The sequence below is a fragment of the Pantoea sp. GL120224-02 genome (genome assembly GCF_900215395.1).
Taxonomy (GTDB): domain Bacteria; phylum Pseudomonadota; class Gammaproteobacteria; order Enterobacterales; family Enterobacteriaceae; genus Pantoea; species Pantoea communis.
This window is the reverse complement of sequence record NZ_OBEC01000001.1, coordinates 260,112-285,025: the sequence shown is the minus strand read 5'-3', so window position 1 is coordinate 285,025 and position 24,914 is coordinate 260,112. Positions and strand designations below refer to the sequence as shown.

At 47.0% G+C, this 24,914-nt stretch carries 24 protein-coding genes and 1 other annotated feature; of the genes, 22 read left to right on the top strand and 2 right to left on the bottom strand.

Going from position 1 to position 24,914, the window contains the following annotated elements:
* Nucleotides 1-141 precede the first annotated feature (141 nt).
* From puuD to CRO33_RS01245, 6 genes are all read left to right on the top strand, one after another.
* Nucleotides 142-906, top strand: a complete 765-nt coding sequence (gene puuD, locus CRO33_RS01270) for a gamma-glutamyl-gamma-aminobutyrate hydrolase (RefSeq protein WP_058962049.1) — start codon at nt 142-144, stop codon at nt 904-906.
* Nucleotides 903-1,460, top strand: a complete 558-nt coding sequence (gene puuR, locus CRO33_RS01265) for an HTH-type transcriptional regulator PuuR (protein WP_097116678.1) — start codon at nt 903-905, stop codon at nt 1,458-1,460. Before puuD ends, puuR begins: the two co-directional genes overlap by 4 nt.
* 24 nt (nt 1,461-1,484) lie before the next feature.
* A complete protein-coding gene (locus tag CRO33_RS01260) occupies nt 1,485-2,762 on the top strand; it encodes an NAD(P)/FAD-dependent oxidoreductase (protein WP_097116677.1) in 1,278 nt (425 codons plus the stop codon).
* A 201-nt stretch (nt 2,763-2,963) separates the two neighbouring features.
* Complete coding sequence (locus tag CRO33_RS01255) at nt 2,964-3,320, top strand: GtrA family protein (protein WP_084935105.1); 357 nt, start codon at nt 2,964-2,966, stop codon at nt 3,318-3,320.
* The gene (locus CRO33_RS01250; RefSeq protein ID WP_097116676.1) at nt 3,320-4,234 is read left to right on the top strand and encodes a glycosyltransferase family 2 protein; all 915 of its coding nucleotides are present in this window, start codon (nt 3,320-3,322) and stop codon (nt 4,232-4,234) included. Before CRO33_RS01255 ends, CRO33_RS01250 begins: the two co-directional genes overlap by 1 nt.
* An 85-nt stretch (nt 4,235-4,319) precedes the next feature.
* Entirely contained in the window at nt 4,320-5,783 is a 1,464-nt protein-coding gene (locus tag CRO33_RS01245; RefSeq protein WP_097116675.1) for a glucosyltransferase domain-containing protein, read from the top strand.
* A 373-nt stretch (nt 5,784-6,156) separates the two neighbouring features.
* Here CRO33_RS01245 and CRO33_RS01240 read toward each other — a convergent pair whose 3' ends face one another.
* Nucleotides 6,157-6,984 (bottom strand): SDR family oxidoreductase, encoded by an 828-nt coding sequence (locus CRO33_RS01240; RefSeq protein WP_097116674.1) that lies wholly within the window; start codon nt 6,982-6,984, stop codon nt 6,157-6,159.
* A gap of 180 nt (nt 6,985-7,164) precedes the next feature.
* Here CRO33_RS01240 and hisL point away from each other — a divergent pair, with 180 nt between their 5' ends.
* The 14 genes from hisL (at nt 7,165) to CRO33_RS01175 (ending at nt 18,774) form a co-directional block, all read left to right on the top strand.
* A complete protein-coding gene (gene hisL / locus CRO33_RS24345) occupies nt 7,165-7,212 on the top strand; it encodes a his operon leader peptide (protein WP_100396937.1) in 48 nt (15 codons plus the stop codon).
* Nucleotides 7,188-7,309, top strand: a sequence feature (His leader region). It overlaps the preceding gene by 25 nt.
* Nucleotides 7,310-7,363: 54 nt before the next feature.
* The gene (gene hisG / locus CRO33_RS01235; protein WP_034824735.1) at nt 7,364-8,263 is read left to right on the top strand and encodes an ATP phosphoribosyltransferase; all 900 of its coding nucleotides are present in this window, start codon (nt 7,364-7,366) and stop codon (nt 8,261-8,263) included.
* Nucleotides 8,264-8,267: 4 nt separating this feature from the next.
* Nucleotides 8,268-9,575 (top strand): histidinol dehydrogenase, encoded by a 1,308-nt coding sequence (gene hisD / locus CRO33_RS01230; protein WP_097116673.1) that lies wholly within the window; start codon nt 8,268-8,270, stop codon nt 9,573-9,575.
* Complete coding sequence (gene hisC, locus CRO33_RS01225) at nt 9,572-10,642, top strand: histidinol-phosphate transaminase (protein WP_097116672.1); 1,071 nt, start codon at nt 9,572-9,574, stop codon at nt 10,640-10,642. The genes hisD and hisC overlap by 4 nt, the downstream gene beginning before the upstream one ends.
* The gene (gene hisB, locus CRO33_RS01220) at nt 10,639-11,706 is read left to right on the top strand and encodes a bifunctional histidinol-phosphatase/imidazoleglycerol-phosphate dehydratase HisB (RefSeq protein ID WP_097116671.1); all 1,068 of its coding nucleotides are present in this window, start codon (nt 10,639-10,641) and stop codon (nt 11,704-11,706) included. The genes hisC and hisB overlap by 4 nt, the downstream gene beginning before the upstream one ends.
* Nucleotides 11,706-12,296, top strand: a complete 591-nt coding sequence (gene hisH / locus CRO33_RS01215) for an imidazole glycerol phosphate synthase subunit HisH (protein ID WP_034824743.1) — start codon at nt 11,706-11,708, stop codon at nt 12,294-12,296. Before hisB ends, hisH begins: the two co-directional genes overlap by 1 nt.
* Nucleotides 12,296-13,033 carry a 1-(5-phosphoribosyl)-5-[(5-phosphoribosylamino)methylideneamino]imidazole-4-carboxamide isomerase gene (hisA, locus tag CRO33_RS01210; RefSeq protein ID WP_045815223.1) on the top strand — a complete coding sequence of 246 codons (738 nt, stop codon included), beginning with the start codon at nt 12,296-12,298 and terminating at the stop codon, nt 13,031-13,033. The genes hisH and hisA overlap by 1 nt, the downstream gene beginning before the upstream one ends.
* A complete protein-coding gene (gene hisF, locus CRO33_RS01205) occupies nt 13,015-13,791 on the top strand; it encodes an imidazole glycerol phosphate synthase subunit HisF (protein WP_034824747.1) in 777 nt (258 codons plus the stop codon). The genes hisA and hisF overlap by 19 nt, the downstream gene beginning before the upstream one ends.
* Nucleotides 13,785-14,396: a bifunctional phosphoribosyl-AMP cyclohydrolase/phosphoribosyl-ATP diphosphatase HisIE gene (gene hisIE / locus CRO33_RS01200; RefSeq protein WP_034824749.1), complete on the top strand. Its 612-nt coding sequence runs from the start codon at nt 13,785-13,787 to the stop codon at nt 14,394-14,396. The genes hisF and hisIE overlap by 7 nt, the downstream gene beginning before the upstream one ends.
* Before the next feature lie 117 nt (nt 14,397-14,513).
* The gene (locus CRO33_RS01195) at nt 14,514-15,830 is read left to right on the top strand and encodes a type II toxin-antitoxin system HipA family toxin (RefSeq protein WP_097116670.1); all 1,317 of its coding nucleotides are present in this window, start codon (nt 14,514-14,516) and stop codon (nt 15,828-15,830) included.
* Nucleotides 15,827-16,162 (top strand): helix-turn-helix domain-containing protein, encoded by a 336-nt coding sequence (locus CRO33_RS01190; RefSeq protein WP_097116669.1) that lies wholly within the window; start codon nt 15,827-15,829, stop codon nt 16,160-16,162. The genes CRO33_RS01195 and CRO33_RS01190 overlap by 4 nt, the downstream gene beginning before the upstream one ends.
* The gene (locus tag CRO33_RS01185; RefSeq protein WP_097116668.1) at nt 16,149-16,625 is read left to right on the top strand and encodes a YbaK/prolyl-tRNA synthetase associated domain-containing protein; all 477 of its coding nucleotides are present in this window, start codon (nt 16,149-16,151) and stop codon (nt 16,623-16,625) included. The genes CRO33_RS01190 and CRO33_RS01185 overlap by 14 nt, the downstream gene beginning before the upstream one ends.
* 65 nt (nt 16,626-16,690) lie before the next feature.
* Entirely contained in the window at nt 16,691-17,488 is a 798-nt protein-coding gene (locus CRO33_RS01180) for an ABC transporter substrate-binding protein (protein WP_097117242.1), read from the top strand.
* Nucleotides 17,489-17,658: 170 nt separating this feature from the next.
* Nucleotides 17,659-18,774: a succinylglutamate desuccinylase/aspartoacylase family protein gene (locus CRO33_RS01175; protein WP_097116667.1), complete on the top strand. Its 1,116-nt coding sequence runs from the start codon at nt 17,659-17,661 to the stop codon at nt 18,772-18,774.
* A 1,028-nt stretch (nt 18,775-19,802) separates the two neighbouring features.
* Here CRO33_RS01175 and CRO33_RS01170 read toward each other — a convergent pair.
* The gene (locus CRO33_RS01170) at nt 19,803-21,038 is read right to left on the bottom strand and encodes a hypothetical protein (RefSeq protein WP_097116666.1); all 1,236 of its coding nucleotides are present in this window, start codon (nt 21,036-21,038) and stop codon (nt 19,803-19,805) included.
* 804 nt (nt 21,039-21,842) lie between these two features.
* Between CRO33_RS01170 and CRO33_RS01165 the strand changes: the two genes are divergently transcribed.
* Nucleotides 21,843-22,892, top strand: coding sequence for a hypothetical protein (locus CRO33_RS01165; protein ID WP_097116665.1), 1,050 nt, complete (start codon nt 21,843-21,845; stop codon nt 22,890-22,892).
* Nucleotides 22,892-24,694, top strand: a complete 1,803-nt coding sequence (locus CRO33_RS01160; protein WP_097116664.1) for a capsular polysaccharide export protein, LipB/KpsS family — start codon at nt 22,892-22,894, stop codon at nt 24,692-24,694. The genes CRO33_RS01165 and CRO33_RS01160 overlap by 1 nt, the downstream gene beginning before the upstream one ends.
* The last annotated feature ends 220 nt before the right edge of the window (nt 24,695-24,914 follow it).

Sequence of the window (24,914 nt, the reverse complement as noted above, 5' to 3'; positions counted from 1 at the left end):
GCGCTAACGCAAAAAGTGTGCAAATGTAACAATTCTGTTGAAAGAACGAACAACCGGTTGCTAGATTGACAATATATTGCACACTTTTCAGGCCGGATGCGCAAAAACGGTGAAAATATTGAACAGCAACGCGGAGACGTTATGGGCATTATTTTTGACAAACCCTTGATTGGCGTAGTGATGTGTCAGAACCACATCGGCAGCCATCTCGGGCAAACGGTTCACAATAAGTATCTCGATGCCATCGTGCTTGCCGGTGGTGTTCCCTTGCCTTTGCCGCATCAACTGATGCATGCCCCTCATCTATTAGAAAACAGTATGACGCTGCTGGACGGCATTTTGCTTACCGGCAGCCCGAGTAATATCGAACCCTGGCATTACGGTGAAGAAGGTAAAGAGGAGCATGCCGATCCGGCGCGTGACCGCCTCGCCTTCGGCATCATCACTCATGCGATTGGCAAAAAGATGCCGATTTTCGGTATTTGCCGTGGCTTGCAGGAGTTGGTGGTGGCCAACGGGGGTTCCCTGTATCGCCAGCTGCATATGACGCATCTGTTTCAGGAGCATCGTGAAGATGATGCGCTGCCGCTCGAACAGCAATACGCGCCGGTGCATGAGGTTCAGCCTGAAGCGGAAGGTTTGTTGAGCCAGGTGCTTGGCAGCGCTCAATCCTTTGCCGTGAACTCTCTACATGGACAAGGCATCCGCGAACCCGGCCCGCAGCTGCGCATTGAAGCGCGTGCGCCTGATGGGCTGATTGAAGCGGTGAGTTTGCGCCAGCATCCGTTTGCACTTGCGGTGCAGTGGCATCCGGAGTGGCACTCCGATGACGACCCGGTTTCGCAACGCCTGTTTGCGGCTTTTATCCACGCGGCTCTCTGTTATCACAAGGAAATACAGCCATGAATGATGCCACTCTGGCGCCCGGACGACGTTTATCGCAAATCCGGCAGGAGATGGGATTGTCTCAGCGTCGCGTCGCTGAGTTGTCAGGACTCACACACAGTGCTATCAGCACCATTGAGCAGGACAAAGTCAGCCCAGCGCTGAGTACCTTGCAGAAATTGCTGAAGGTGTACGGCTTGTCGTTGTCAGAGTTTTTCTCGGAGCCAAAGGTAAACAGCACGCCGCGCGTGATCGTACGTCCGGAAGAGTGCGTTGAGATCGGCAGCCTCGGCGTGTCGTTGCGTTTGGTGGAGAACGGCGCTGAAAAACGTGCGCTGGCGATGCTTATCGAATGTTACGAACCGGGTTCCAGCACCGGAGAGAAACTGCGTCATCCCGGTGAAGAGACCGGCACAGTGCTGGAAGGGGAAATCACCCTGGTGGTCAACGGCCAGAGTTATCACCTTTATTGTGGCGAGAGCTATGTGATTGATACCGGCTTGCCGCACAGTTTTACCAATACGTCTGAGTTGCCGTGTCGCATTGTCAGTGCGCACACGCCAGCGAATTTCTGAGTTCACGCGCTAAAGGAGGATGTGATGCAACATGTGGGAAGTTATTACGCCGCAACCGCGAATGCGCATGAGCCGTGGCCCGAACTGCAGGAATCGGTGCAGTGTGATGTCTGTATTATTGGCGGCGGATTTACCGGCCTCTCCTCGGCGCTGTTTTTGACCGAAGCCGGTTATGACGTGGTGCTACTCGAAGCGGCAAAGATTGGTTTCGGAGCCAGCGGTCGTAACGGGGGCCAGGTAGTGAATTCTTACAGCCGCGATGTGGATGTAATTGAACAACGCTACGGCAAAGACGTGGCGAAGATGCTGGGCAATATGATGTTTGAGGGCGCGGAGATTATTCGCGATCGCATCGACCGTTATGCTATCGCCTGTGATTACCGTCCTGGCGGCATTTTTGCCGCGTTGAATCAGCGTCAGATGGGCCACTTGCGCAGCCAAAAAGCCAACTGGGAGCGCTATGGTAACCATAATCTGGAGCTGCTGGATGAGCGCGCGATTCGTCGCGAAGTGGCGACCGATCGCTATGTCGGCGGCTTGCTGGATAAGCGCGGCGGGCATCTGCATCCGTTAAACCTGGCACTGGGTGAAGCGGAAGCGATTCGCCGTCACGGTGGGCGCATCTATGAACAATCTGCGGCACTGGAAGTAAAGTATGGCGAGCCGCATCGGGTAAAGACCGCTAAAGGTGAAGTCACTGCCACCTTTGTGATTTTTGCCGGTAATGCTTATCTCCCCTCACAACTGGAACCGCGCCTGAGCCGTAAAAGCATGCCGTGTGGCTCGCAAATCCTCACCACCGAGCCATTAAGCCGCGACCAGGCGTTGGGTTTATTGCCGAACAATCACTGCGTCGAAGATTGTAATTATCTGCTGGATTACTTCCGCCTCACCGCCGATAACCGCCTGCTGTACGGCGGCGGTGTGGTGTATGGCGCCCGCGAGCCGGATGATATTGAAGCATTGATCCGCCCTAAGTTGTTACGCACTTTCCCTCAACTGAAAGATGTGAAATTCAGCCATCGCTGGAGCGGTAACTTCCTGCTGACGCTGTCACGTATGCCGCAGTTTGGGCAAATCGAGAAGAATGCGTTCTTTATGCAGGGGGATAGCGGACATGGTGTGACCTGTACCCACTTGTCGGGAAGGCTGATTGCCGAGGTGCTGCGCGGACAGGCAGAAAGGTTTGATGCGTTTGCGAAATTGCCACATTTGCCGTTTCCAGGAGGGAGACGGTTTAAAGTGCCACTGACGGCAATGGGCGCAGTGTGGTATGCGTTAAGGGATCGGTTGGGGGTTTAATGAAAAGGGAGCACAGCTCCCTTTTTAAACAAGGGTGTATATTTTTAAAAACTTCAGCAATCTTCATTCCCCATGCCCACCATAAAACCGCTCCCTGACATAACCTGCCCACTTTACGTTTCACCAACGTTCCTTTACCAAAACTTGCTATAACGCTAAGGGAATGCGAGGATCAGGCACTTTAATTTTTAGGGTTATGCAATGCTGCGGTTGTTTGCCAGATATACATCTGTCGGGGTGATTAACACCCTCATCCATTGGGCAGTATTTGGCGCACTCTTCGCGAGTGGCGCGAACCAATCTACGTCTAACCTTGCGGCCTTTTGCGTTGCGGTGACGTTTTCCTTCTTCGCTAACGCAAAATGGACCTTTAACGCCGAAGCGACGACTGCCCGATATTTTCTCTATATCTTTTTCATGGGCGCGATGGCGCTTTCGGTCGGATGGACAGCAGACCGCCTGCATATTAGCCCTATAGTGACACTGATTTTCTTCTCTGCACTCAGTCTTGTTTGCGGCTTCGCCTATTCGAAGTTTTTCGTGTTTAGGAAGAGTTAATGAAATTTTCTTTGATTGTCCCAGTGCTTAATGAAGAGGAAGCTATTCCTCTCTTCTACCGAGCAGTACGTGAGTTTGCATCGTTCCAAACTCATCAGGTGGAGTTGGTGTTTATCAATGACGGCAGCACTGATCGGACTGAAGCCATTCTTAATGAAATCGAGGCCGATGATGAATTGGTCAGACATATTTCGTTTACCCGCAACTTCGGTAAAGAACCGGCGCTTTTCGCCGGGCTTGAAGCGGCTAGCGGTGACGCAGTTATCCCGATTGATGTCGATTTGCAGGACCCAATTGAAGTCATCCCCGAGATGCTCGAAAAATGGCAACAAGGTGCGGATATCGTTCTTGCTAAACGCGTTGACCGCAGTACGGACTCCCACCTGAAACGCAAAACGGCCGAGTGGTTCTACAAACTTCACAACAAGATTAGCTCACCGGAAATTGAAGAGAATGTGGGCGATTTTCGTTTGATGTCGCGTGAAGTAGTAGAAAACATAAAATTGCTGCAAGAGCGCAACCTCTTTATGAAAGGCATTTTGAGTTGGGTGGGCGGTAAAACCGATATCGTGGAATATGCGCGCGCTGACCGTGTCGCAGGTACAACGAAATTTAATGGTTGGAAGTTGTGGAATCTGGCGTTAGAGGGGATTACCTCGTTTTCGACCTTCCCTCTTCGAGTTTGGACTTACATTGGGCTTATTGTTGCAGCCATTTCATTTATATATGGGGCCTGGATGCTAATTGATACTATTTTTTGGGGGAATCCTGTTAAAGGATATCCTTCCCTTATGGTTTCAATGCTTTTCTTGGGTGGTGTTCAGCTAATTGGTATTGGTGTATTAGGCGAGTATATAGGCAGAATTTACATTGAGAGCAAAAAAAGACCGAGGTATATCATAACAAAAAAATGATAAAAATCTTTGTACTTTAAAAGGTTAACTTGAACAAAATGTATTTATCAAAAGCAAAAACTTTAAAATGAGACATTGATAGGAAATGGAAAAATACTTAATTAAAAATAAAACAACAATGTACACATTCATTACAGCTATGATTTCATACATTATTGTTTATGGTTTTGAACTCACTCATTTTACTTTATCCATTGATGAAGAACCAATGGATAACTTCGCCCAGACATTATCTGCTGGCCGCTGGGGCCACGCCCTGCTGCGACACTACATACTACCTGAGCCATATGTTCCATTCTTCACCTTAATGCTTGCGATCATAATTTTATCAGCTACATCGGCTCTTTCCGCGAAATATTTGATGCTATCAAGACTGCAATCAATGTCGTTTGCAATTGCGTTAGCAGCCATTCCACAGATGGCATATCAATTGGAATTTAGTAATCAATCAGACACAATCGCAATATCTATGTTTTGCTCGGTTGCTTCACTCGTATCACTTAACAAGGGATCGCTAAAAGGCTGTATTACATTTATAATTCTTACGATCGTGTCGCTATCAATTTACCAGTCTATATTCCTTTTCGCCGCTTCATTATTGTGTGTATGGATTGCAGTTTCTGCAATCAAATCTGAAATGACGTTTAACGTAGCTCTAAAAAAAGTTGTTCTTTTTTCCACCTTAACTTTAGCAGCGCTTATGTTAGATGCTGCATTGTCTAAATTAGTTGCTTCCCACTATAATGTGATGATTTCAGGCTATCTATCTGCAATAGTTGGATGGGGTAAGTCAGATTTAAATCAAGTGATTAATAATTTATTCTCTTTCATTAGATCATACTTTACTTTTAATGCAGCATTCGGAATGAACTCATTCCCATTAGTAGTTATTCCTCTCATGGCGATCATTGTTGGAGCAATTTTAAAAAGAAAAAGTACCACCCTCATAATTTTTGCATCAATAGCTGTGCTTTTATCAGCCTTTCTTTTAAATCTTGCTATTGGTACAGGGTTGCCTCCAAGAGCAATGACCCAAATACCTGTTGTTTTTGCTGGGATTTTCATCATTGCCGTCGTATTCTATAATTATAATATTTCGGCATTATATGTTTCAGTTATTCTCCTTGCTGTTGGGGCCTCTGCATCTAACAAGCTTTTCTACAGTGATTACATGGCAAGGCAAGCAGATAATCAACTTTCAAGTCAATTAATTAATACCATTTATCTAAAATACCCCTCCATTGACCTGTCAAAAACCCCGGTATTTTTCTATGGCAGTTTCACGCCATTTAATTCATGGAGAATACCGACCGCTGATGTATTTGGCGCATCTTTCTTCGAATGGGATGGGGGGAACAACCAGCGAATGTATAAATATTTATCGGCAGCCAATATTGCAGATTTAAAATCACCTGATACTACTCAAGTAGAAAAATCAAGATTGATGGGCGAGTCGCTTCCCGCATGGCCTAATAGAGATGCAGTTGCATTAGTTGATGGAGTGGTAATTATTAAACTTTCAAACAAACTTAGTGATTATAATAAATAAGAACTTACTTTTTCTTAGACCCATCCTACAGGATGGGTTAAGTAGTCATAATAATTAAAATATTCAGATAAAAGAACTTGGTATTAAGTTTATGGATACGACATCAACTTATATTAATCATCACCAACATAAGATGAAGATAAAAAATCACTCAACTAAGAACCTTAATATAACTTTTTTGAAATTAATGAGCATTAATCCCAAAAAAATTCTTTAGCAAACTCAAAGAGAAATATTTTTATCATCATTCAAATCATAGTGATAACCCCTTAAATAAAAAATTTATTTATAAAATGACATTCATTTCTGAGACAAAAAGTTTACAAACATCAATTTTATACAGCGCCGTATCTTTACGACGCTCATGATTGCTCTACTCCAATGGCATCTTCATCGGGTCATCGTAGCTATACTCAAATCCCAACTCGTTGCATATCTTCGCCCCATCCACCACCTTCCCCGCCGACCGCTCCGGCTCAGCAACGAACGTTGGTGCCACCAGCCCCAGCTGCTTCGAAACAAACGGATAAAAATCATCACGTGCCGGGTGTTTCGAGGCACATAGGTTATACACCCGCCCCCCTTTAGGCGTTTGCAGCAGCAGCACAATCGCATCCACCACATCATCGAGATGCACCAGATTCACCGCGTGACCGCCATTCTCCAGTCCGGTTTTACCGGCCAGGAATCGACCCGGATGACGATTGGGACCGACCAGCCCTGCCAAACGCACAATATCCACGCTGGTGCCCGGCAGATCGTGCAGCCAGTTTTCCAGTTCCACCAGCGTTTTACCCGCCACGCTTTCTGGCTGCAGTGCACTGCTCTCTTTCATTACGCCCGAACCGGTGCCGTACACCGACGACGAGCTGGTAAAAATGATGCGCGGCACTTTATGCGCCAATGCCGTGTCAACCACGTTCTGCACGGCTTGCATATAATCTTCACCGCCCTGAACCGTGCGGCTGGCGGGTAACGTCACCACCAGCGCGTCCACCGCCATCAGCGTGGCCAACTCATCTGCTTCACATTCAATCTCGGGTGTTAGCACCAGTTGAAATGCCTCAATACCGCAGCGGCGCGCAGCATCCACACCATCGGGGGAGGTTTTGCTGCCGGTCACCTGCCAGCCGCGCGCCGTCAGCGCCATCGCCAGCGGCATACCCAGCCATCCCAGACCTACAATCGCGACTTTTTTCATACCGACTCCTGCTTTCCAGCGCTAAGACACTTCATCTTAGTCCCAGCGATTATGGCAAACCAGCGCAAACTGTTGCGGAAGGTTCCGAGAACTGACGTTAAAAAAGGGTTGCCAAGCGCCGCTATCTTCGTTAGGTTAATCAGCACGCAAATGAATACTCATTCAGCAACGGAATTTACTATGACACGCGTTCAGTTCAACCACCATCATCACCATCATCCTGACTAGTCTTTCAGGCGATGTGTGCTGGGAGACGATTAGGATCTTCCAGTGGTGCGAACGCAAAGAGAGCCCCCGGAAGATCATCTTCCGGGGGTTTTTTTATGGGCGAACGCAACCCCACTGAGTTCAGACAGGATTGAATAAGAGGACAGGAACCATGTTAGATAACACCCGTATTCGCATAGCTATGCAGAAATCTGGCCGTTTAAGTGATGAATCACGCGAACTGCTGGCCCGCTGCGGTATCAAAATCAACCTTCAGCAGCAGCGTCTGATTGCGTTTGCGGAGAACATGCCTATCGATATCCTGCGTGTACGTGATGACGATATCCCTGGCCTGGTGATGGATGGCGTGGTGGATCTCGGCATCGTCGGTGAAAACGTACTGGAAGAAGAGCTGCTGGACCGCCGCGCACAAGGCGAAGACCCGCGCTACTTCACCCTGCGTCGTCTCGATTTCGGCGGTTGCCGCCTGTCGCTGGCGATGCCAGTGGATGCGGAATATACCGGCCCGCAGTGCCTGCAGAACTCACGTATTGCCACCTCTTATCCGCACCTGCTGAAGAAATATCTCGATAAGCAAGGCGTCTCCTTTAAGTCTTGCCTGCTGAACGGTTCGGTGGAAGTGGCGCCACGCGCGGGTTTGGCCGATGCCATTTGCGACCTGGTATCGACCGGTGCCACCCTTGAAGCCAACGGCCTGCGTGAAGTGGAAGTCATCTACCGCTCTAAAGCGGTACTGATTCAACGCGATGGCGAGCTGCCAGCAGCCAAGCAAGAACTGATCGACAAAATGATGACGCGTATTCAGGGCGTGATCAAAGCGCGCGAATCCAAGTACATCATGCTGCACGCGCCAAGCGAGCGACTGGAAGAAGTGATCGCCCTGCTGCCAGGTGCCGAGCGCCCAACCGTATTGCCACTGGCAGGCGAAGTGAGCCGCGTGGCGATGCACATGGTGAGCAGTGAAACCCTGTTCTGGGAAACCATGGAAAAACTGAAAGCGCTGGGTGCCAGTTCGATCCTCGTACTGCCAATCGAAAAAATGTTGGAGTAACAGCATGAGCACAATCATGACCCCGATTGACTGGCAACAATGTGATGAACAACAGCAGCAAGCGCTGCTGATGCGCCCGGCAATTTCTGCTTCGGCGAGCATCAGCGAAATCGTGCGCGATGTGCTGACGCAAGTAAAAGAACAAGGCGATGATGCGCTGCGCGAGTTCAGCGCGCGCTTCGACAAAGCGCAGGTGGAAAACCTGCGCGTCACGCCAGAAGAGATGCAAGCCGCCAGCGATCGTTTGAGCGATACGCTGAAGCAGGCGATGGCAGTCGCTGTCGGTAATATCGAAACGTTCCATAACGCGCAGATTCTGCCAGCGGTGGACATTGAGACCCAGCCGGGCGTGCGCTGCCAGCAGATTACCCGTCCTGTGCAATCTGTGGGGCTGTATATTCCAGGCGGATCTGCCCCGCTGTTCTCCACGGTATTAATGCTGGCAACCCCAGCACGTATCGCCGGTTGTGGTCGTGTGGTGCTCTGTTCGCCCCCGCCGATTGCCGATGAAATTCTTTATGCGGCGCAACTGTGCGGCGTAAAAGAGGTGTTTCAGGTAGGCGGTGCGCAAGCGATTGCTGCGCTGGCCTTCGGCACCGAAACCGTACCAAAAGTGGACAAGATCTTTGGCCCTGGCAACGCCTACGTCACCGAAGCGAAACGCCAGGTGAGCCAGCGTTTAGATGGCGCCGCGATTGATATGCCTGCTGGCCCATCAGAGGTTTTGGTGATTGCTGATGAAGGTGCCACACCGGCATTTGTCGCTTCTGATCTGCTATCACAAGCAGAGCACGGCCCGGATTCACAGGTTATCTTGCTGACCCCTTCGCTGAAAATGGCAGAAGGCGTGGCCCAGGCGGTGGAAGAACAGCTCGCGCAGTTGCCACGCGCGGCCACCGCACGTCAGGCGCTGGAGAGTAGCCGTCTGATAGTGCTGCGCGATCTGGCGCAGTGTGTGGAGATCTCCAACCTGTACGGTCCTGAGCACCTGATTATTCAGACGCGCCAGCCACGTGATCTGGTGGATGCGATCACCAGCGCCGGTTCGGTGTTCCTCGGTGACTGGTCTCCGGAATCAGCGGGTGATTACGCCTCAGGCACCAATCACGTATTACCGACTTATGGTTATACCGCCACCTGTTCAAGTCTGGGATTAGCCGATTTCCAGAAGCGTATGACGGTGCAAGAGTTGACGCCGCAAGGCTTCCTCAATCTGGCTGCCACCATTGAAACCTTAGCCGCCGCTGAACAGCTGGAAGCCCATAAAAACGCCGTTACCCTGCGTATTGCCGCGCTAAAGGAGCAAGCATGAGCATTGAAGATTTAGCCCGCGCCAATGTGCGCGCGTTGACGCCGTATCAATCTGCGCGTCGTTTAGGGGGTAATGGTGATGTATGGCTGAACGCCAACGAATTTCCACTGCCGGTGCCCTTTGAGCTGTCACAGCAAACGCTGAACCGCTATCCGGAATGCCAGCCGAAGCTTGTGATTGAGCGCTATGCGGCTTTTGCCGGTTTATCGCCGGAGCAAGTGATTGTCAGTCGTGGTGCTGATGAAGGCATTGAGCTGTTAATGCGCGCCTTCTGTGAGCCGGGCAAAGATGCGATTCTGTTCTGCCCGCCGACATACGGCATGTACAGCGTGAGCGCGGAAACCATCGGCATCGAGTATCGCACCGTGGCAGCATTGGATGACTGGCAGCTGAATCTGCCCGCCATTGCCGAACAGTTAGACGGCGTGAAAGTGGTCTACATGTGCAGCCCGAACAATCCGACCGGCAACCTGATCAATCAAGACGATATCCGTAAACTGCTGGAGATGACCGCCGGTAAAGCACTGCTGGTCGCCGATGAAGCCTATATCGAGTTTTGCACGGAGGCGACTCTCGCAGGTTGGTTGAAAGAATATCCACATCTGGTGATCCTGCGCACGCTATCAAAAGCCTTTGCGCTGGCTGGCCTGCGCTGTGGCTTTACGCTGGCCAACAAGCCCGTGATCGACCTGTTGATGAAAGTGATCGCGCCTTACCCGCTGGCGACCCCGGTTGCTGATGTCGCGGGACAGGCGCTGAGCGAAGAAGGCATTGCGCTGATGCGTAAGCATGTCGCCGAACTCAACGCCAATCGTGCATGGCTGTTTGAACAACTGCCACAGCTGAACGTGGTGCAGAAGGTGTTCCCGAGCGAAACCAACTACATTTTGGCGCGCTTCACTGATTCGCCAAAAGTGTTTAAAACGCTGTGGGATCAAGGCATTATTCTGCGCGACCAAAACAAAAACCCCGGCCTTGCGGGATGCCTGCGCATCTCCATCGGCACCCGTAAAGAGTGCGAGCGCCTGATCGCCGCGCTGCAAGCCTTATCAGTGGAGCAAGCATGAGTCAGAAGACCCTTTTTATCGACCGCGACGGTACCATCATCTCTGAGCCGCCAACGGATTTTCAGGTTGATCGCATGGAGAAGCTGGCGTTTGAAAAAAACGCCATCCCTGCGCTGCTGGCCCTGCAAAATGCCGGCTATCAGCTGGTGATGATCACCAATCAGGATGGCCTGGGCACCGACAGCTTCCCACAGGCTGATTTTGATGGCCCACACAACCTGATGATGCAGATTCTGACTTCACAGGGCGTGAACTTCAGCGACATCTTGATCTGCCCGCATAAGCCGGAAGATAACTGCGATTGCCGCAAGCCGAAAACCAAAATGGTGGAAGCCTGGCTGGCACAAGGCGCACTGGACACCGCAAACAGCTACGTGATTGGCGATCGCCTGACCGATATCCAGCTGGCGGAGAACATGGGCATTCAGGGCCTGCGTTACGGTGCAGAAGGTATTGACTGGGACGCGATCCAGGCACGTCTGACCAAACGTGACCGCCATGCGCTGGTACAACGCAACACCAAAGAAACGCAGATCAAAGTCGAAGTGTGGCTGGACCGCGAAGGCGGCAGCAAGATCAATACCGGTGTCGGCTTCTTTGACCACATGCTGGACCAGATTGCCGTACACGGCGGCTTCCGCATGAACATCGACGTGAAAGGCGATCTCTACATCGACGATCACCACACCGTGGAAGATACCGGTCTGGCGCTGGGTGAAGCGCTGCTCAAGGCGCTGGGTGACAAACGTGGTATCGGCCGTTTCGGCTTCGTGCTGCCGATGGACGAGTGCCTGGCACGCTGCGCACTGGATATCTCTGGTCGTCCGCATATCGAGTTTAAAGCCGAGTTCAGCTATCAGCGTGTCGGCGATCTCAGTACCGAGATGGTTGAGCACTTCTTCAGCTCCCTCTCCTACGCCATGATGAGCACTCTGCACCTGAAAACCAAAGGCAAGAACGACCATCATCGTGTGGAAAGCCTGTTTAAAGCCTTTGGCCGCACCCTGCGCCAGGCAATTCGCGTGGATGGCAACACCCTGCCGAGTTCGAAAGGAGTGCTGTGATGAACGTGGTGATTCTCGATACCGGGTGCGCCAACCTTTCCTCCGTGAAGTGGGCGATTGAGCGCCTCGGCTACACGCCAGAAGTGAGCCGCGATCCGGATGTGGTGCTGCGTGCCGACAAGCTGTTGTTGCCAGGCGTGGGCACCGCGCAAGCGGCCATGAACCAGTTGCAGGAGCGTGACCTGATCGATCTGATCAAAGCCTGTACCCAACCGGTACTCGGCATTTGTCTTGGTATGCAGTTGCTGGGTCGCGGGAGCGATGAGAATGGCGGCGTGACCACGCTGGGTCTGGTGGATGAACCGGTCTCGCTGATGGATACCCAGGGTTTGCCCTTGCCACATATGGGCTGGAACCAGATCACTTCGCAAGCTGGCAACCACCTGTTCCGTAATATCCCGGACGGCAGCTACTTCTATTTTGTGCACAGCTACGCCATGCCAGTGAATGCCGCCACCATCGCTCAGTGCGACTACGGCCATCCGTTCACCGCTGCGTTGCAGAAAGATAATTTCTTCGGCGTGCAGTTTCACCCGGAGCGTTCTGGCAAAGCAGGCGCGCAGTTGCTGAAAAACTTCCTGGAGATGTGATGATTATCCCCGCATTAGATTTAATCGACGGCAAAGTGGTGCGTCTGCATCAGGGCGACTACGGTCAGCAGCGCGACTACGGTAGCGATCCGCTGCCACGCCTGCAGGATTACGAACGTCAGGGCGCGGAAGTGCTGCACCTGGTGGATCTCACTGGCGCCAAAGATCCGGCTAAACGCCAAATCCCTCTGCTCACTACCTTGCTGCGCGGCGTGAATGTACCGGTGCAGGTCGGTGGCGGTATTCGCAATCGCGAAGATGTGGCGGCTTTACTGGCAGCCGGCGCGACTCGCGTGGTGGTCGGTTCCACGGCAGTGAAACAGCCAGAGGAAGTGAAAAGCTGGTTCAACGAGTTCGGCGCGGATGCCATTGTACTGGCGCTGGATGTTCGCATTGACGCCAACAATCGCAAAGAAGTGGCGATCAGTGGCTGGCAGGAAGCGGCGGGCGTGACGCTGGAAGAAGTGATTGGCTGGTATCAGCCGGTTGGCCTGAAGCACGTGCTGTGCACCGATATCTCCCGCGATGGCACCTTAAGCGGTTCTAACGTGGCGCTGTATAAAGAAGTGTCGGATGCCTTCCCGGATATCGCGTTCCAGAGTTCCGGCGGTATCGGATCGCTGGATGATATTGCGGCCTTACGTGGCAGCGGCGCGCAGGGCGTGATCGTTGGTCGCGCACTGCTGGAAGATAAATTCACCGTAGCGGAGGCGATTGCATGCTGGCAAAACGGATAATTCCTTGTCTCGATGTCCGTGACGGACAAGTGGTGAAAGGCGTGCAGTTCCGCAACCACGAAATTATTGGCGATATCGTGCCACTGGCGCAGCGCTATGCGCAGGAAGGCGCTGACGAGCTGGTGTTCTATGATATCACCGCCTCTTCCGATGGCCGTGTGGTGGATAAAAGCTGGGTGTCACGCGTCGCAGAAGTGATTGATATTCCGTTCTGCGTGGCGGGCGGTATCAAGAGTGAGGAGGATGCCGCGCGCATTCTGCAGTTCGGTGCGGATAAGATCTCCATCAACTCCCCGGCGCTGGCTGACCCGACGCTGATCACGCGTCTGGCGGATCGCTTTGGTGTACAGTGCATCGTGGTGGGTATTGATACCTGGTTCGATGAAGCCACCGGCAAGTATCACGTCAATCAATATACCGGCGATGAATCCCGTACGCGGGTTACGACCTGGGAAACCCTCGATTGGGTGCAGGAAGTGCAAAAGCTGGGCGCGGGTGAAATCGTACTGAATATGATGAACCAGGATGGCGTGCGTAACGGCTACGACCTGGTGCAACTGAAGAAAGTGCGTGACGTGTGTAAGGTGCCACTGATCGCCTCTGGCGGCGCGGGCACCATGCCACACTTCCTCGAAGCCTTTGAACAGGCAAACGTCGATGGTGCACTGGCTGCTTCAGTGTTTCACAAACAAATTATCAATATCGGTGAGTTGAAAAACTTCCTGATCGACAACGGTGTGGAGATTCGCGCGTGTTAACTGCAGAACAACTGGCCAAACTGGATTGGGCCAAAACCGCGGGCATGATGCCCGTCATCGTCCAGCATAACGTTTCTGGCGAAGTGCTGATGCACGGTTATATGAATGAGGAAGCGCTGCAAAAGACGCTGGCGGAAGGCAACGTCACCTTCTTCTCTCGCACCAAAAACCGCTTGTGGACCAAGGGGGAAACCTCCGGTCACTTTCTGCAGGTCGCGAGCATCACCCCAGATTGTGATAACGATACGCTGCTGGTGCTGGCAAATCCGATTGGGCCAACCTGCCACCTCGGCACCTCAAGCTGCTTCTCACCGGCTGCGCCAGATTGGGCGTTCCTGTATCAGCTGGAGCAGCTGCTGGCTTCGCGTAAGAGCGCCGATCCTGAGAGTTCTTACACCGCGAAACTCTATGCCAGCGGCACAAAGCGTATCGCGCAGAAAGTCGGTGAAGAAGGCGTGGAAACCGCGCTGGCTGCTACGGTGAACGATCGTCACGAACTGACCAACGAAGCGTCTGATCTGCTGTATCACCTGATGGTGCTGCTGCAGGATCAGGAGCTGGATTTGAGCACGATTATTAATAATCTGCGGGCGCGTCATAAATAACGAATTGTGCAATAAGCTGCTCAAAATTGTCATTTCATAACTATTTTGAGCAGCATGCTTCTCAAAAAAATCAAAGCTAGCTAGAATTGAGCAATATACTGCTCAATGGAGGTTAGCATGCTTATTCTACAGCTCTACCTTGATGGAAACTGGCACGACGTTGGCGAGCTTAATGTTAAAGATCCCTCTAAAGGTCGTGAAAGCGCAGCACTTCTTGCGTATGACTTCAACTATGCAGCTGAACAGCTCGATCGAAACGATATCGCTAGCTGTAGTTTGAATTATCCCGTAATGCTGATAGGCAGCCACTTTGCGCAGCCTTGGTTTGGTTTCCTGGATGATATTGTCCCAGCGGGAGCAAGCCGACGTTATTGGATTCAGCATCTTGGTTTACAGGGTAAATCTTCAGCTGAGCAAGATTATGCGCTATTGAAATCCGGCACAATTGCGCCAGTTGGAAATTTACGCATCAAAGATTCCCTACCCCAACTTCCTGAAAATAGCCAACTCAAGACTCGCCGCTTTCCTGCCGAATGGGCGATTGAGAGAGACAGTGATTTTCTTGAATATGCGCAACAGATGGGGGCCGCCAGCGGCGGGGCAACAGGTGCGGGAGGGGAAGCGCCAAAACTGCTGCTACGACGGAATACAAACAGCGAAGTGTGGATTGATACCTGGCAGGATGATCATCTGAACCGGGATACCCCTTATCTGGTTAAGTATCCGCGTGGTACACGAAGCCCAATCGACTGCGATATCCTGCGCGCAGAATATCATTTCTACCATGAGTTACAGGCTATGGGTGTCGAGACGATTGATACGCAGGAGATGTTGCTATGTGAAGGTGAACGTTACCCCTCTCTTTGGCTACCACGCTTTGATATTGCGTTTGTTGAAAACAGAAAAGTCATATACGGGCTTGAGTCCATCTATTCGCTAATGAAAAAACCACCGGGCAGTTATCTCAATCATTTTGAGGTCATTCGCTGCCTGGTTGAGCGATTAGCCTTGACGGGTGCAGATCGCGAAAAATTGGTCAGTGAATGGGTCAAACGTGACATGCTCAATGTTGCATTTGGTAATTCAGATAATCATGGGCGTAATAGTGCCATTCTAAAGAAACCATCAGGCATGTGGCTTGCACCGGTGTATGACTTCGCACCAATGAAAGCCGATCCAGAGGGCGTGGTGCGAACGACTCAATGGGGTTCACCTTACGAAGAAGGTGGCCATTACAATTGGCAGTTGATTGCTCAACAGCTCAACGAGTTTATCCCTGAAGCCTCATTACTCAATTCGTTGCGTGAGTTAACCTGCAAGCTCGCTGGGTTAAAATCCCGCCTTGCCGCTCGGGGTGTACCACAGTCAATTCTGGAAATGCCAGGCATTGGTTTTAACTATCTCGAAGAACGTATCGCGGGGTGGCAAATATGAAGAAATCGATGACGCCTTTTGAGCGAGAAGCGATGCTGCTAGGCCTTCTTCAGCAATTTATTGAGGAGAAGTTAACTCATGGCCAACTCTTAATGCAGCTTCGTAAAAAGGTGCTGGGGTTTTCACAGGAACGCTATGCCAGCTTAGCGGGCATCAGTCGTCGCACGTTATCTGACATTGAGCTGGACAAAGAAAGTATTACGCTGACTACGTTGAATCGCGTATTTAAACCTCTGGGATTGAAACTGGGCTTGCTGCCACGCCAAAAACATATGATGCAGGAATTACTCAGCAATCTTACTCAACAGGGAGCCCCTGATGACCACTCATGAAAAACTGATCGTCCTGCTCGACCAGCACAACGCCCGTTATCGCGTGATGGAACATCCCGCGACTGGAAAATGTGAAGCTGTTGCTGAGATTCGCGGGACGGAAGTGGGACAAGGCGCCAAAGCATTGGTGTGCCATGCCAAAGGTAACGGTATCAAACAGCATGTGCTGGCGGTTCTGCCGGCTGATCAACAGGCGGATTTGAGCAAAGTGGCCGAAGCGGTTGGCGGTCGTCGTGCTTCGTTAGCCTCTCCGGCTGAAGTGGATGCGTTAACCGGCTGCGTGTTTGGTGCTATTCCACCTTTCAGCTTCCATCCTGATCTACAACTGGTCGTCGACCCGCTGCTGTTTGAACGCTACGACGAAATCGCCTTTAACGCGGGTCTGCTGGAAAAATCAGTGGTACTGAGTGTGGCGGATTATCGCACCATGCATAATGGTAACGTCATGAAAATAATCTGCTAATTGCCATGGCGGACAGTGATCGGTACTCTGCGTTATTCCACATCACGAAAAAGAAGACCGAAATTATGGCAAGTTCTCGTTTTACTGCCCGCCTGCGTCAGACGCTGGCGCTGGCTGTGCTGGCAGGTTGCGCATTTGGCGCACAGGCAAAGATTGAACAAGTACGCTTCGCTGTTGATCCAACCTACCCTCCTTTCGAATCCAAAACCCCGCAGGGCAAACTGGTGGGTTTTGATATCGACCTGGGCAACGCACTGTGTGAGCAGATGCAAACCAAATGCGTGTGGGTTGAGAGCCAGTTCGACGGCATGATTCCAGCGCTGAAAGCCCGCAAGTTTGATGCCATCCTGTCGGATATGGGTATTACTGAAGAGCGTCTGAAACAGATCGACTTCACCGTGCCGCTCTATGATACGCACACCCAATTAATTGCACGCAAAGGCTCTGGCCTGCTGCCAACGGCTGAATCGCTGAAAGGCAAAACGGTTGGTGTTGAGCAGGGAACCGTGCAGGAGCGCTATGCACTGGCAAAATGGCAGCCACACGGCGTGAACGTGGTGCCTTATGGCGATCAGGCACAGGTTGAAAGTGATTTGATCTCTGGTCGTCTGGATGTGGTATTTACCGATGCAGCACAGGCAGCTAACGGCTTCCTGAAACATCCGCAAGGCAAAGATTTCGAGCTGGCTGGCCCGATTGTGGTAGACCCGATTATCGGTCCAGGTACAGCGATTGGACTGCGTAAAGGTGATGAAGAGCTGAAAACAGCCCTTGATAACGCCTTTGCTGAAATCAAGAAAAACGGCACTTTTGACAAGATCCAGAAGAAGTACTTCGCCACCGATATCTCGATCCAGCATTAATCAATGCAGGGGCGGTCTTCAGGCCGCCCTGTTCGCGCTGCTAACATGAGCAAGCGCAAATTTAGCGGCTTCATACCTGCTCATTTTCACAGCAGCACTATAATTCCAGTCAATAAAATTAATCAGGCACGACGTTCAGCGTGCCGTAGATACAGGACATCGACCGCGCCATGCAACAACAACATCATCCCTTGTTAAGTGCTTCCCTCGGTACACAGCGCGAAATCGTCAGCTTTCATTTCGGTACCGATTCCCAGCAGCGCGTTTACATTCAGGCGGCACTGCACGGTGATGAACTGCCGGGTATGGCGGTGGCGTGGTATCTGAAACACAGGCTGCTGGCGTTGGAATCGGCCGGGCAGCTCAAATCCAAAATTACGCTGGTGCCGGTGGCAAATCCGCTGGCGATGGGGCAACACTGGCACGGCAGCCATTTGGGCCGATTCCATACGCTTTCAGGTCAGGATTTCAATCGCCGTTTCCCGGCGTTAGGCGATACCCTGGCTGAAGAGTTGGCCGGATCGTTGACACAGAGTGAATATGAGAACAAACGGTTGATCCGTGATGCCATTGATCGCCACTATCGCGATCGCGTTGCTCGTACTGAACTGGATGCGCAGCGCTTCACGCTGATGCGTATGGCCAGCCAGGCAGATTTGATGATTGATCTACACTGCGACTGGGACGCATTGCCGCATATCTACACGACCCCGCATGCGTGGCAGGATATCGAGCCTTTAGCGCGTTGGTTAGGTAGCGAAGTACAGCTTCTGGCGCAGATTTCAGGCGGTGAGCCGTTTGATGAAGCCTGCTGCGAGCCGTGGCTAACGCTGGCCGAGCGGTTTGGTGGTGAGTATCCGATGCCACGGGGTTTGTTGCCAGTGACGTTAGAATTACGTGGGGTTGCTGATGTTTCGCCAGAACAGGCGGAGAAGGATGCGGATGCGATTATTAATGCCTTGATTGAGGGTGGCTACATTGCGGGTGACGTGGGTGAGTCCCCTGCCCTGATCAATCCTGCAACGCCGCTGGCGGGTTGTGAGTATATTCATGCGCCACATTCTGGGCTGTTGTTGAATCGCCGTGAATTGGGGGAATGGATTAAACCTGGGGAAGTGGTGGCTGAGATTGTGGACCCGATTACCGACCAGGTGACGCCGCTGGTGGCAGAGTTTGGTGGGGTGCTGTATGCAAGGAACTTGATGAAGTTTGCTACGGCTGGGATGTTGGTGGTAAGGCTTGCAGGGGAGAATGCGGGGCGTGAGGGGGAGTTGCTGGTGGTTTAATTTACCTTAAGATAACGTGCGGTTATGAGCATTGAAATACAACACATCTAAATGAATTAGCCTTAAATGAAGGTAATACTATGTAACAACCCATGATTATTGCAGAATTAAAAATTTAATTATTCCGATTTGCTCTCAATCTGGTTGAGCCCCAAACAATAAAGTATTCCGCACTTTACAATTTACTGTCACTGAAAATTATCGATGGAGGCCATGGTTACACTAACGTCAGAATAGTTCAACTGCGGCATAAGAGCTATAATTTACTCCCCAGCACTCTAATCCAACTTGAAAAGCTCCAAGAATAATGATGACAGGTTTGCGGTTACAAGATTAACGGACAAATTTTGAGATGTAATTGTCAAATTTTAACACCACTTTATTAACATAATTAGTCAGATTAAATTTTACTAATCGCTGCAACTCTCGGTTAACAGCTGGGAAATTATGTTTAACCGCTTCGCAACCGGGACTAAGTTGGATGCGGACTTTATTAGCGGTAATTATATTCACTTATGAGAGAACGAAGATAAAAATGGTGCCATTTACCAATATCCAACCACTGCACAAAAATATGCAAAATTTATGCAACCTCAATCCTGAAAATTAATCTATGACAAATAAGATTTAACTCGCATGATGAAATGAGAATATCTTAGTGACTTAACTCATGTTTCATGATGCTAGTGTATCAGCCAAATAAGAAAAATTTCATGATATCAATTTAGATGTTTAGCCGATAGCCACAATCAAGATGATAGAGCATTCATTATTATTATTTCGGAATAGTTACCTACCGAGGCGACGATAGGCTTAGGGGTATGGATAGGATATATCAATCAATAGAAACGGATTGTAATTTAGATGTTATGATCTTTTCACTTTGCCTCTGAAATAGAAAAATCAAGTTGATAAAAAACCAACTTACAAATTTTCAAATCGGCAAATCGGTTTTTTTTATGAAGGATTAAGTATGTTATGCTTCTGAAATGTAGACACTTTTTCACCACAGCGCATATTGACATGAGTTAAGCACTGTAAATCTTAGAAAGTATATTTTTGAGCAGCACTAATAAATGAGTTTTATTGTGTTCTTTGTTTGATTTGGCACCAAAAATATCAATCAAGGTGTCTTCTAAAATTTCATTTTTCTTTTTTATGTTTAGACTTGATGCTAATGAAATTATAAATAAAACACCTTTGATAGTAGGAGTAAGGCGCTCACCGATATCAAAAAATGAATCTTTTACTGATTCTTCACTTATTCCTTCCAGCGACATTTCGCTTGGCTTTAGTCTTTGAAGATCTATATGTCTTCGTGATATAGTCGAGTATCCCAAATAATCCCATGGGAATCTTACTGTTGTACAATCATTTGCATAGATACTATATTTTAATGTCGAGTCAAGAGATAACAACTCAATTATAAATACTTCGTTTTTAAGATCGCTAAACTTACACGTAAAATCATCATGCGAATATGCTCTAATATTTTCGAATCCGTCTTTATTGAAAGGGATGACTTTAGATAAAGTTGGTAGGGAAATACTATCGCCAGTTATTAGAACTTTCTTATTTAATTTTAACCTCTTAAAATATTTATCTAGAACTAAGCTTAGTTTTACTATAGATGAATTAAGAGATCTGTAGGGATCATTCTTTTTTAACATATCTAATATAAACATATACCCTAAAGTTGATGGGTGTAGGTCACCGTCGATATAAAATTGGCTTATTATCTCAACAGGTATATCTAAACATTTAACATAACCAGGATTACAAAACTCCCTTATTAACTCAACCTCATCCATTTGTGGATGATTATAACTTCCATTTTCATTCACATGCTTGCGTTTACTAATGTTATCAGCCCTCCTCATGATTAAAGTCCAGGGAATAAAGTTCACATTAACGCCATAATGCTTCCATTTAAAAAGACCGTCAGTAAAATGACCCACCATCGTTAAGTCATTTACATCATTGATCAAACGACCTGTGACATTAATATGATTAATTTCGGTTTCGTAGATGTCCGCCGCATCTTCAATTATAGTGTTTCCGAACCTGAAATCTCCGATAATAAGGTGGGTTGCATCGTCATGCTTCAAACACTCCTCAAAGGATTTAAATAATTGAAAGCTCCACGTCGGCGCTCCGCCTCTACAGATGAAAACAACATTTTTGAGACTATTTTTAATAATATTATTATTATATAAATGTTCTAATCTAACAACGTGAGAAGGTCCGACGATAATATCACGCATATGGTTCTACACTCCAAATTTCATTGCTTGTATCTTATCCTAATGTCCTTCATAAGACATCACTACACATCACAAAATGTGTATTGCCAATCATTTATACTTCTTCAAGCACCAACTAACTTACTAAAATCTTAGCAACATCAGTTGTATCTACTAACGTTCAGCTCGATAAGTATTATGAGATCATGCAGCGGCTGGCTGATCAAAGTAGCACAATGGAATTAAAAATTTACTCGACTTGCTTGACTTTAACGCAAAGTGTTAATCTTAATACTAAGCACGTCTGTAATAATGCAGACGCTATAGACGCAAAGAAAATTAATAACAAATTTGAATATTAAAATATTTCTTAATGCTAAAAAAATCCCACGTTGTGCTTGAGGTATCTTTCAACTCTATAAGGTCCTTAACCACTTAGTCGGACTGTTTACACAGCTCCAATAGTAAATTAAGTTGAGCCCACTCTCAATGTAACTATATGTTTTATAGAATATAATTAAAAAAATCATTGAAGTATTGTTTTAGAGTGTTCAAAATTAGTATTTTCAATGAAATAGATTAATATGGTTGGATGGGTGCGGCTCCGAGAAGGGCTTGCGAGGCAAGAGATATATTTGATGCTTAAGCCCTGATTAGTTACTCTAAACCATAATAAATATAGGTCTGCATGATAGATGTATCATATCTCACCAACAATTTCATAGGTAAACTATTAGCATTAAAGGTGGATATTATCTCAAATGACGTATAGGATTAGCGTTTTAATTTTTTTTGGAAATCTATTTCTGGAGAGTAAAGCATAATATGAAATTAAAAAAAATACTATTTGTAGGTCAAACATTGTCACTTGACAGACCATTTCTCGATCCGTCAACAAGATATCGCTGCTTTAACATTGCCTATGCACTCAACAGAAGAGGCCATCAGGCAGATATTATAACTCTTGATGAATTCATTGAAAACATTGACATTGCTAGAAAATATAACAGAATCGTTTTTCATCGTCCATTTCTGAAAAATGAAAAATTTATTAACTTCCTCCTGAAAAATAATGGTAGCGATAAAATTATAGCGGATTATGATGACCTTATTTTTGATGTAAATAGTATCCATAGTCTTCCAGAGATAAAAACGCGCGATCCTTACATTAAAAGTACAGCCAATTACATTTCAAGGAACTTTGCTGCTTGTGAATTGTTTACTAATTTCAGCCTATCAACTGCGCCATTGAGTGATAAAGTAAACTCTATATTTAAGGGGAAGAATGCAAATGTAATATCTAATACTTTGGAAGATGAGTACGTAGATTTATCCAATACACTCTTCAACCTTAACAAGCCCAGAAAGTATAAGCTTGGTTATTTTCCAGGAACAGCTAGCCATAACGCTGACTTTAATGAAATTTCAAAATTCATTGGTGAATTCTTAAAAGAAAATAAAAATGAAAGATTATTTATTCTCGGCCCTCTAAAATTACCTTACTCACTTACTAAGTATTTTCACAGAATAGACCACGTTGAGGAAGTTGTTCCATTCAATCAACTCCCATACATAAAAGCCAATGTAGAGACAATAATTGCGCCTCTCGGAATGAATGAGTTTAATAAATGTAAAAGTGGTCTTAAATTCTTTGAAGCAATGCCACTGGGATGCAGAGTTATTGCTACAGCTATACCCGATATAGATAGATTCGAGTCTTTGTATTTAGATAAATGCCATGTTAAAAGTGATTGGGATAAAATTTTGATAAGAAAACAATTTAATAAAGAAATTTATCAAAATGAATTGCACAATACCTTACAAAAAGTTGGCGCCAGCAATGTTGCTAAAATCTGGGAAGAGAGCTTTTTATAATGAAAAAGATATTATTTTTTGCAGAACCGCATCCTTTGCGGAATACTTTTAGCGAGTTCCTTCCTCCCGCATTGAGGTTTTTTGAGATGGCCTCACATGCAAACTTTTTTGATATTGAGTGGCGAATTTTCTCAAATTCATACGTTTTGGATGAATTAACTGAGCATTATTCTCAAATTGAGAACAATCTCAATATTGATATGTTTAACGGATTTTCTCAGAGCGAAATTGAGGATAAAATTTCTGAAAAACTCATTTTTCCAAACCCTGAAGATGATAATAAAATAAAAACCTTACTTAATAATTGGGATGAGAGTGAAATTAACGTAAGGAATGGAATAGTGCTTGGGAACACTGCACTGTCCATATTTTATGAATCACTACTTAGAAAAGCTTTTATTAAATTCCAATTTTCACATATAATATTGTGGTCTGAGAACGGTGCGGTAAGAAACTTTTGCAAAAAAAATGGAATTAATGTTCTGCATATGGAACTCGGGCCAACCAGAGCACCATACCAAGAAACTTTTATGATTGATCCATTTGGTACAAATGCAAATGCTTCTTTACCTGAGTTGGGTAATTTTTTAGAGCAGGATGTAAACAGCTATTTGTGGGCTTCAGATTTTTCGGCAAATAACATATTAAGCACAAAGGAAATATATCCAACTATAGGATATAGTATTTCAATGGAATCTTCAGAAGGTCATTATCACTGCTCACCAAATGATATAAGTTGCATTAGCCCTCCTGACTTTGAAGGAAGTGAAGATAATATATTATATTTAAAAAATTACGTTATAGTTTCCCTCCAACTTACAGATGATTTAAACACTATAAATCATTCAATTTACAATAACCCTTTACACTTCATACAAGACATTGTTCCGAAGTTATTAGCGTTAGGTTATAACGTCTGTATAAAAAGGCACCCAGGGTCTGTTCACAGAGTATTTAATTTAGTAAAAGAATTAGAGGCCGTAAAATACGCTCAGAGCCTTTCTTCAAAAGTTTTTATTCTATCTTCAGTAATGGAACAAAAAGATTACATTTTATTCAGTAAGCAAGCAAAAGCCGTAATTTCAATAAATAGTTCTGTTTGTTTCGAATCTTGGATTTTGGGGGTTCCAGGATTAATTTTCGGGGATTCTATTTTTAATTTTAAGCAAGAAGTATCCCGATTGAGTCACGACTTTGTTAATGGTGGCAGCTTGATAGATGATGTAAACTTAATAAGTAACATTAAGCACAAAGTCACACATTCTTTAAATAATTATTTCATACCTAACAATACCTTCGTTTTATCAAAAACATTAGCGAAAATTGTTGTTGATTGTAATGTTGAAAGCAAGAAAGGATACCTAGAGTGGTTACGCGAAAACATTAATATTTTTGAGATGTTGTATGAAGAAAAGGTTATCGAGATCGGTAAAAGTATCGGAGAAAAACCAGACATAGATTATTATTCGGAGATGGCAACTGCATTGCCCAATGACAATTTTTATCAATATTCTATCGATGACCTCAAGATAGTAAACCGCGAAATACACTTGCGTGGATGGATAATTTCACAACAAACAAGACCTTTAAGTGTATTTATAGAGTACGCTGGAAATCTTCTAATAAGTAGCATGAGTTGCAGAGACGACGTTAAGAGTCACTTCACTTATGTGGATTATAACGCCGGCTTTGAAATTAAAGAAAATATCAACTCAAAAGGGCTGAAGGAGAGGTCATTAAATATTTTTGTATATGGGTCAGATAATAAATGCAGGTGCATAAGTATTAATATAAACAAATAGCCAATTATAAATGTGCAAACTTTAGCCTAATAATGCTGTTAGGCTAATAACCTTCAATTAATTAATGATTGAATCAAACTTCAATGTTTTTGTGAGCCGCTCTAAGAGTTGAAATTGAAACCAAAATGCTGCTGCTGAATGGTTAGATACAAACCTATTATTGGATGTGATAATTTTAAGAAGTATGGCTCTAAAAATTCAATTGAGACTTTTTAGCCTA

Excerpts from the sequence above, each read along its gene's own strand:
- puuD (WP_058962049.1), top strand. The coding sequence starts at position 142 with ATGGGCATTATTTTTGACAAACCCTTGATTGGCGTAGTGATGTGTCAG.
- puuR (WP_097116678.1), top strand. The coding sequence starts at position 903 with ATGAATGATGCCACTCTGGCGCCCGGACGACGTTTATCGCAAATCCGG.
- CRO33_RS01260 (WP_097116677.1), top strand. The coding sequence starts at position 1,485 with ATGCAACATGTGGGAAGTTATTACGCCGCAACCGCGAATGCGCATGAG.
- CRO33_RS01255 (WP_084935105.1), top strand. The coding sequence starts at position 2,964 with ATGCTGCGGTTGTTTGCCAGATATACATCTGTCGGGGTGATTAACACC.
- CRO33_RS01250 (WP_097116676.1), top strand. The coding sequence starts at position 3,320 with ATGAAATTTTCTTTGATTGTCCCAGTGCTTAATGAAGAGGAAGCTATT.
- CRO33_RS01245 (WP_097116675.1), top strand. The coding sequence starts at position 4,320 with ATGGAAAAATACTTAATTAAAAATAAAACAACAATGTACACATTCATT.
- CRO33_RS01240 (WP_097116674.1), bottom strand. The coding sequence starts at position 6,984 with ATGAAAAAAGTCGCGATTGTAGGTCTGGGATGGCTGGGTATGCCGCTG.
- hisG (WP_034824735.1), top strand. The coding sequence starts at position 7,364 with ATGTTAGATAACACCCGTATTCGCATAGCTATGCAGAAATCTGGCCGT.
- hisD (WP_097116673.1), top strand. The coding sequence starts at position 8,268 with ATGAGCACAATCATGACCCCGATTGACTGGCAACAATGTGATGAACAA.
- hisC (WP_097116672.1), top strand. The coding sequence starts at position 9,572 with ATGAGCATTGAAGATTTAGCCCGCGCCAATGTGCGCGCGTTGACGCCG.
- hisB (WP_097116671.1), top strand. The coding sequence starts at position 10,639 with ATGAGTCAGAAGACCCTTTTTATCGACCGCGACGGTACCATCATCTCT.
- hisH (WP_034824743.1), top strand. The coding sequence starts at position 11,706 with ATGAACGTGGTGATTCTCGATACCGGGTGCGCCAACCTTTCCTCCGTG.
- hisA (WP_045815223.1), top strand. The coding sequence starts at position 12,296 with ATGATTATCCCCGCATTAGATTTAATCGACGGCAAAGTGGTGCGTCTG.
- hisF (WP_034824747.1), top strand. The coding sequence starts at position 13,015 with ATGCTGGCAAAACGGATAATTCCTTGTCTCGATGTCCGTGACGGACAA.
- CRO33_RS01195 (WP_097116670.1), top strand. The coding sequence starts at position 14,514 with ATGCTTATTCTACAGCTCTACCTTGATGGAAACTGGCACGACGTTGGC.
- CRO33_RS01190 (WP_097116669.1), top strand. The coding sequence starts at position 15,827 with ATGAAGAAATCGATGACGCCTTTTGAGCGAGAAGCGATGCTGCTAGGC.
- CRO33_RS01185 (WP_097116668.1), top strand. The coding sequence starts at position 16,149 with ATGACCACTCATGAAAAACTGATCGTCCTGCTCGACCAGCACAACGCC.
- CRO33_RS01180 (WP_097117242.1), top strand. The coding sequence starts at position 16,691 with ATGGCAAGTTCTCGTTTTACTGCCCGCCTGCGTCAGACGCTGGCGCTG.
- CRO33_RS01175 (WP_097116667.1), top strand. The coding sequence starts at position 17,659 with ATGCAACAACAACATCATCCCTTGTTAAGTGCTTCCCTCGGTACACAG.
- CRO33_RS01170 (WP_097116666.1), bottom strand. The coding sequence starts at position 21,038 with ATGCGTGATATTATCGTCGGACCTTCTCACGTTGTTAGATTAGAACAT.
- CRO33_RS01165 (WP_097116665.1), top strand. The coding sequence starts at position 21,843 with ATGAAATTAAAAAAAATACTATTTGTAGGTCAAACATTGTCACTTGAC.
- CRO33_RS01160 (WP_097116664.1), top strand. The coding sequence starts at position 22,892 with ATGAAAAAGATATTATTTTTTGCAGAACCGCATCCTTTGCGGAATACT.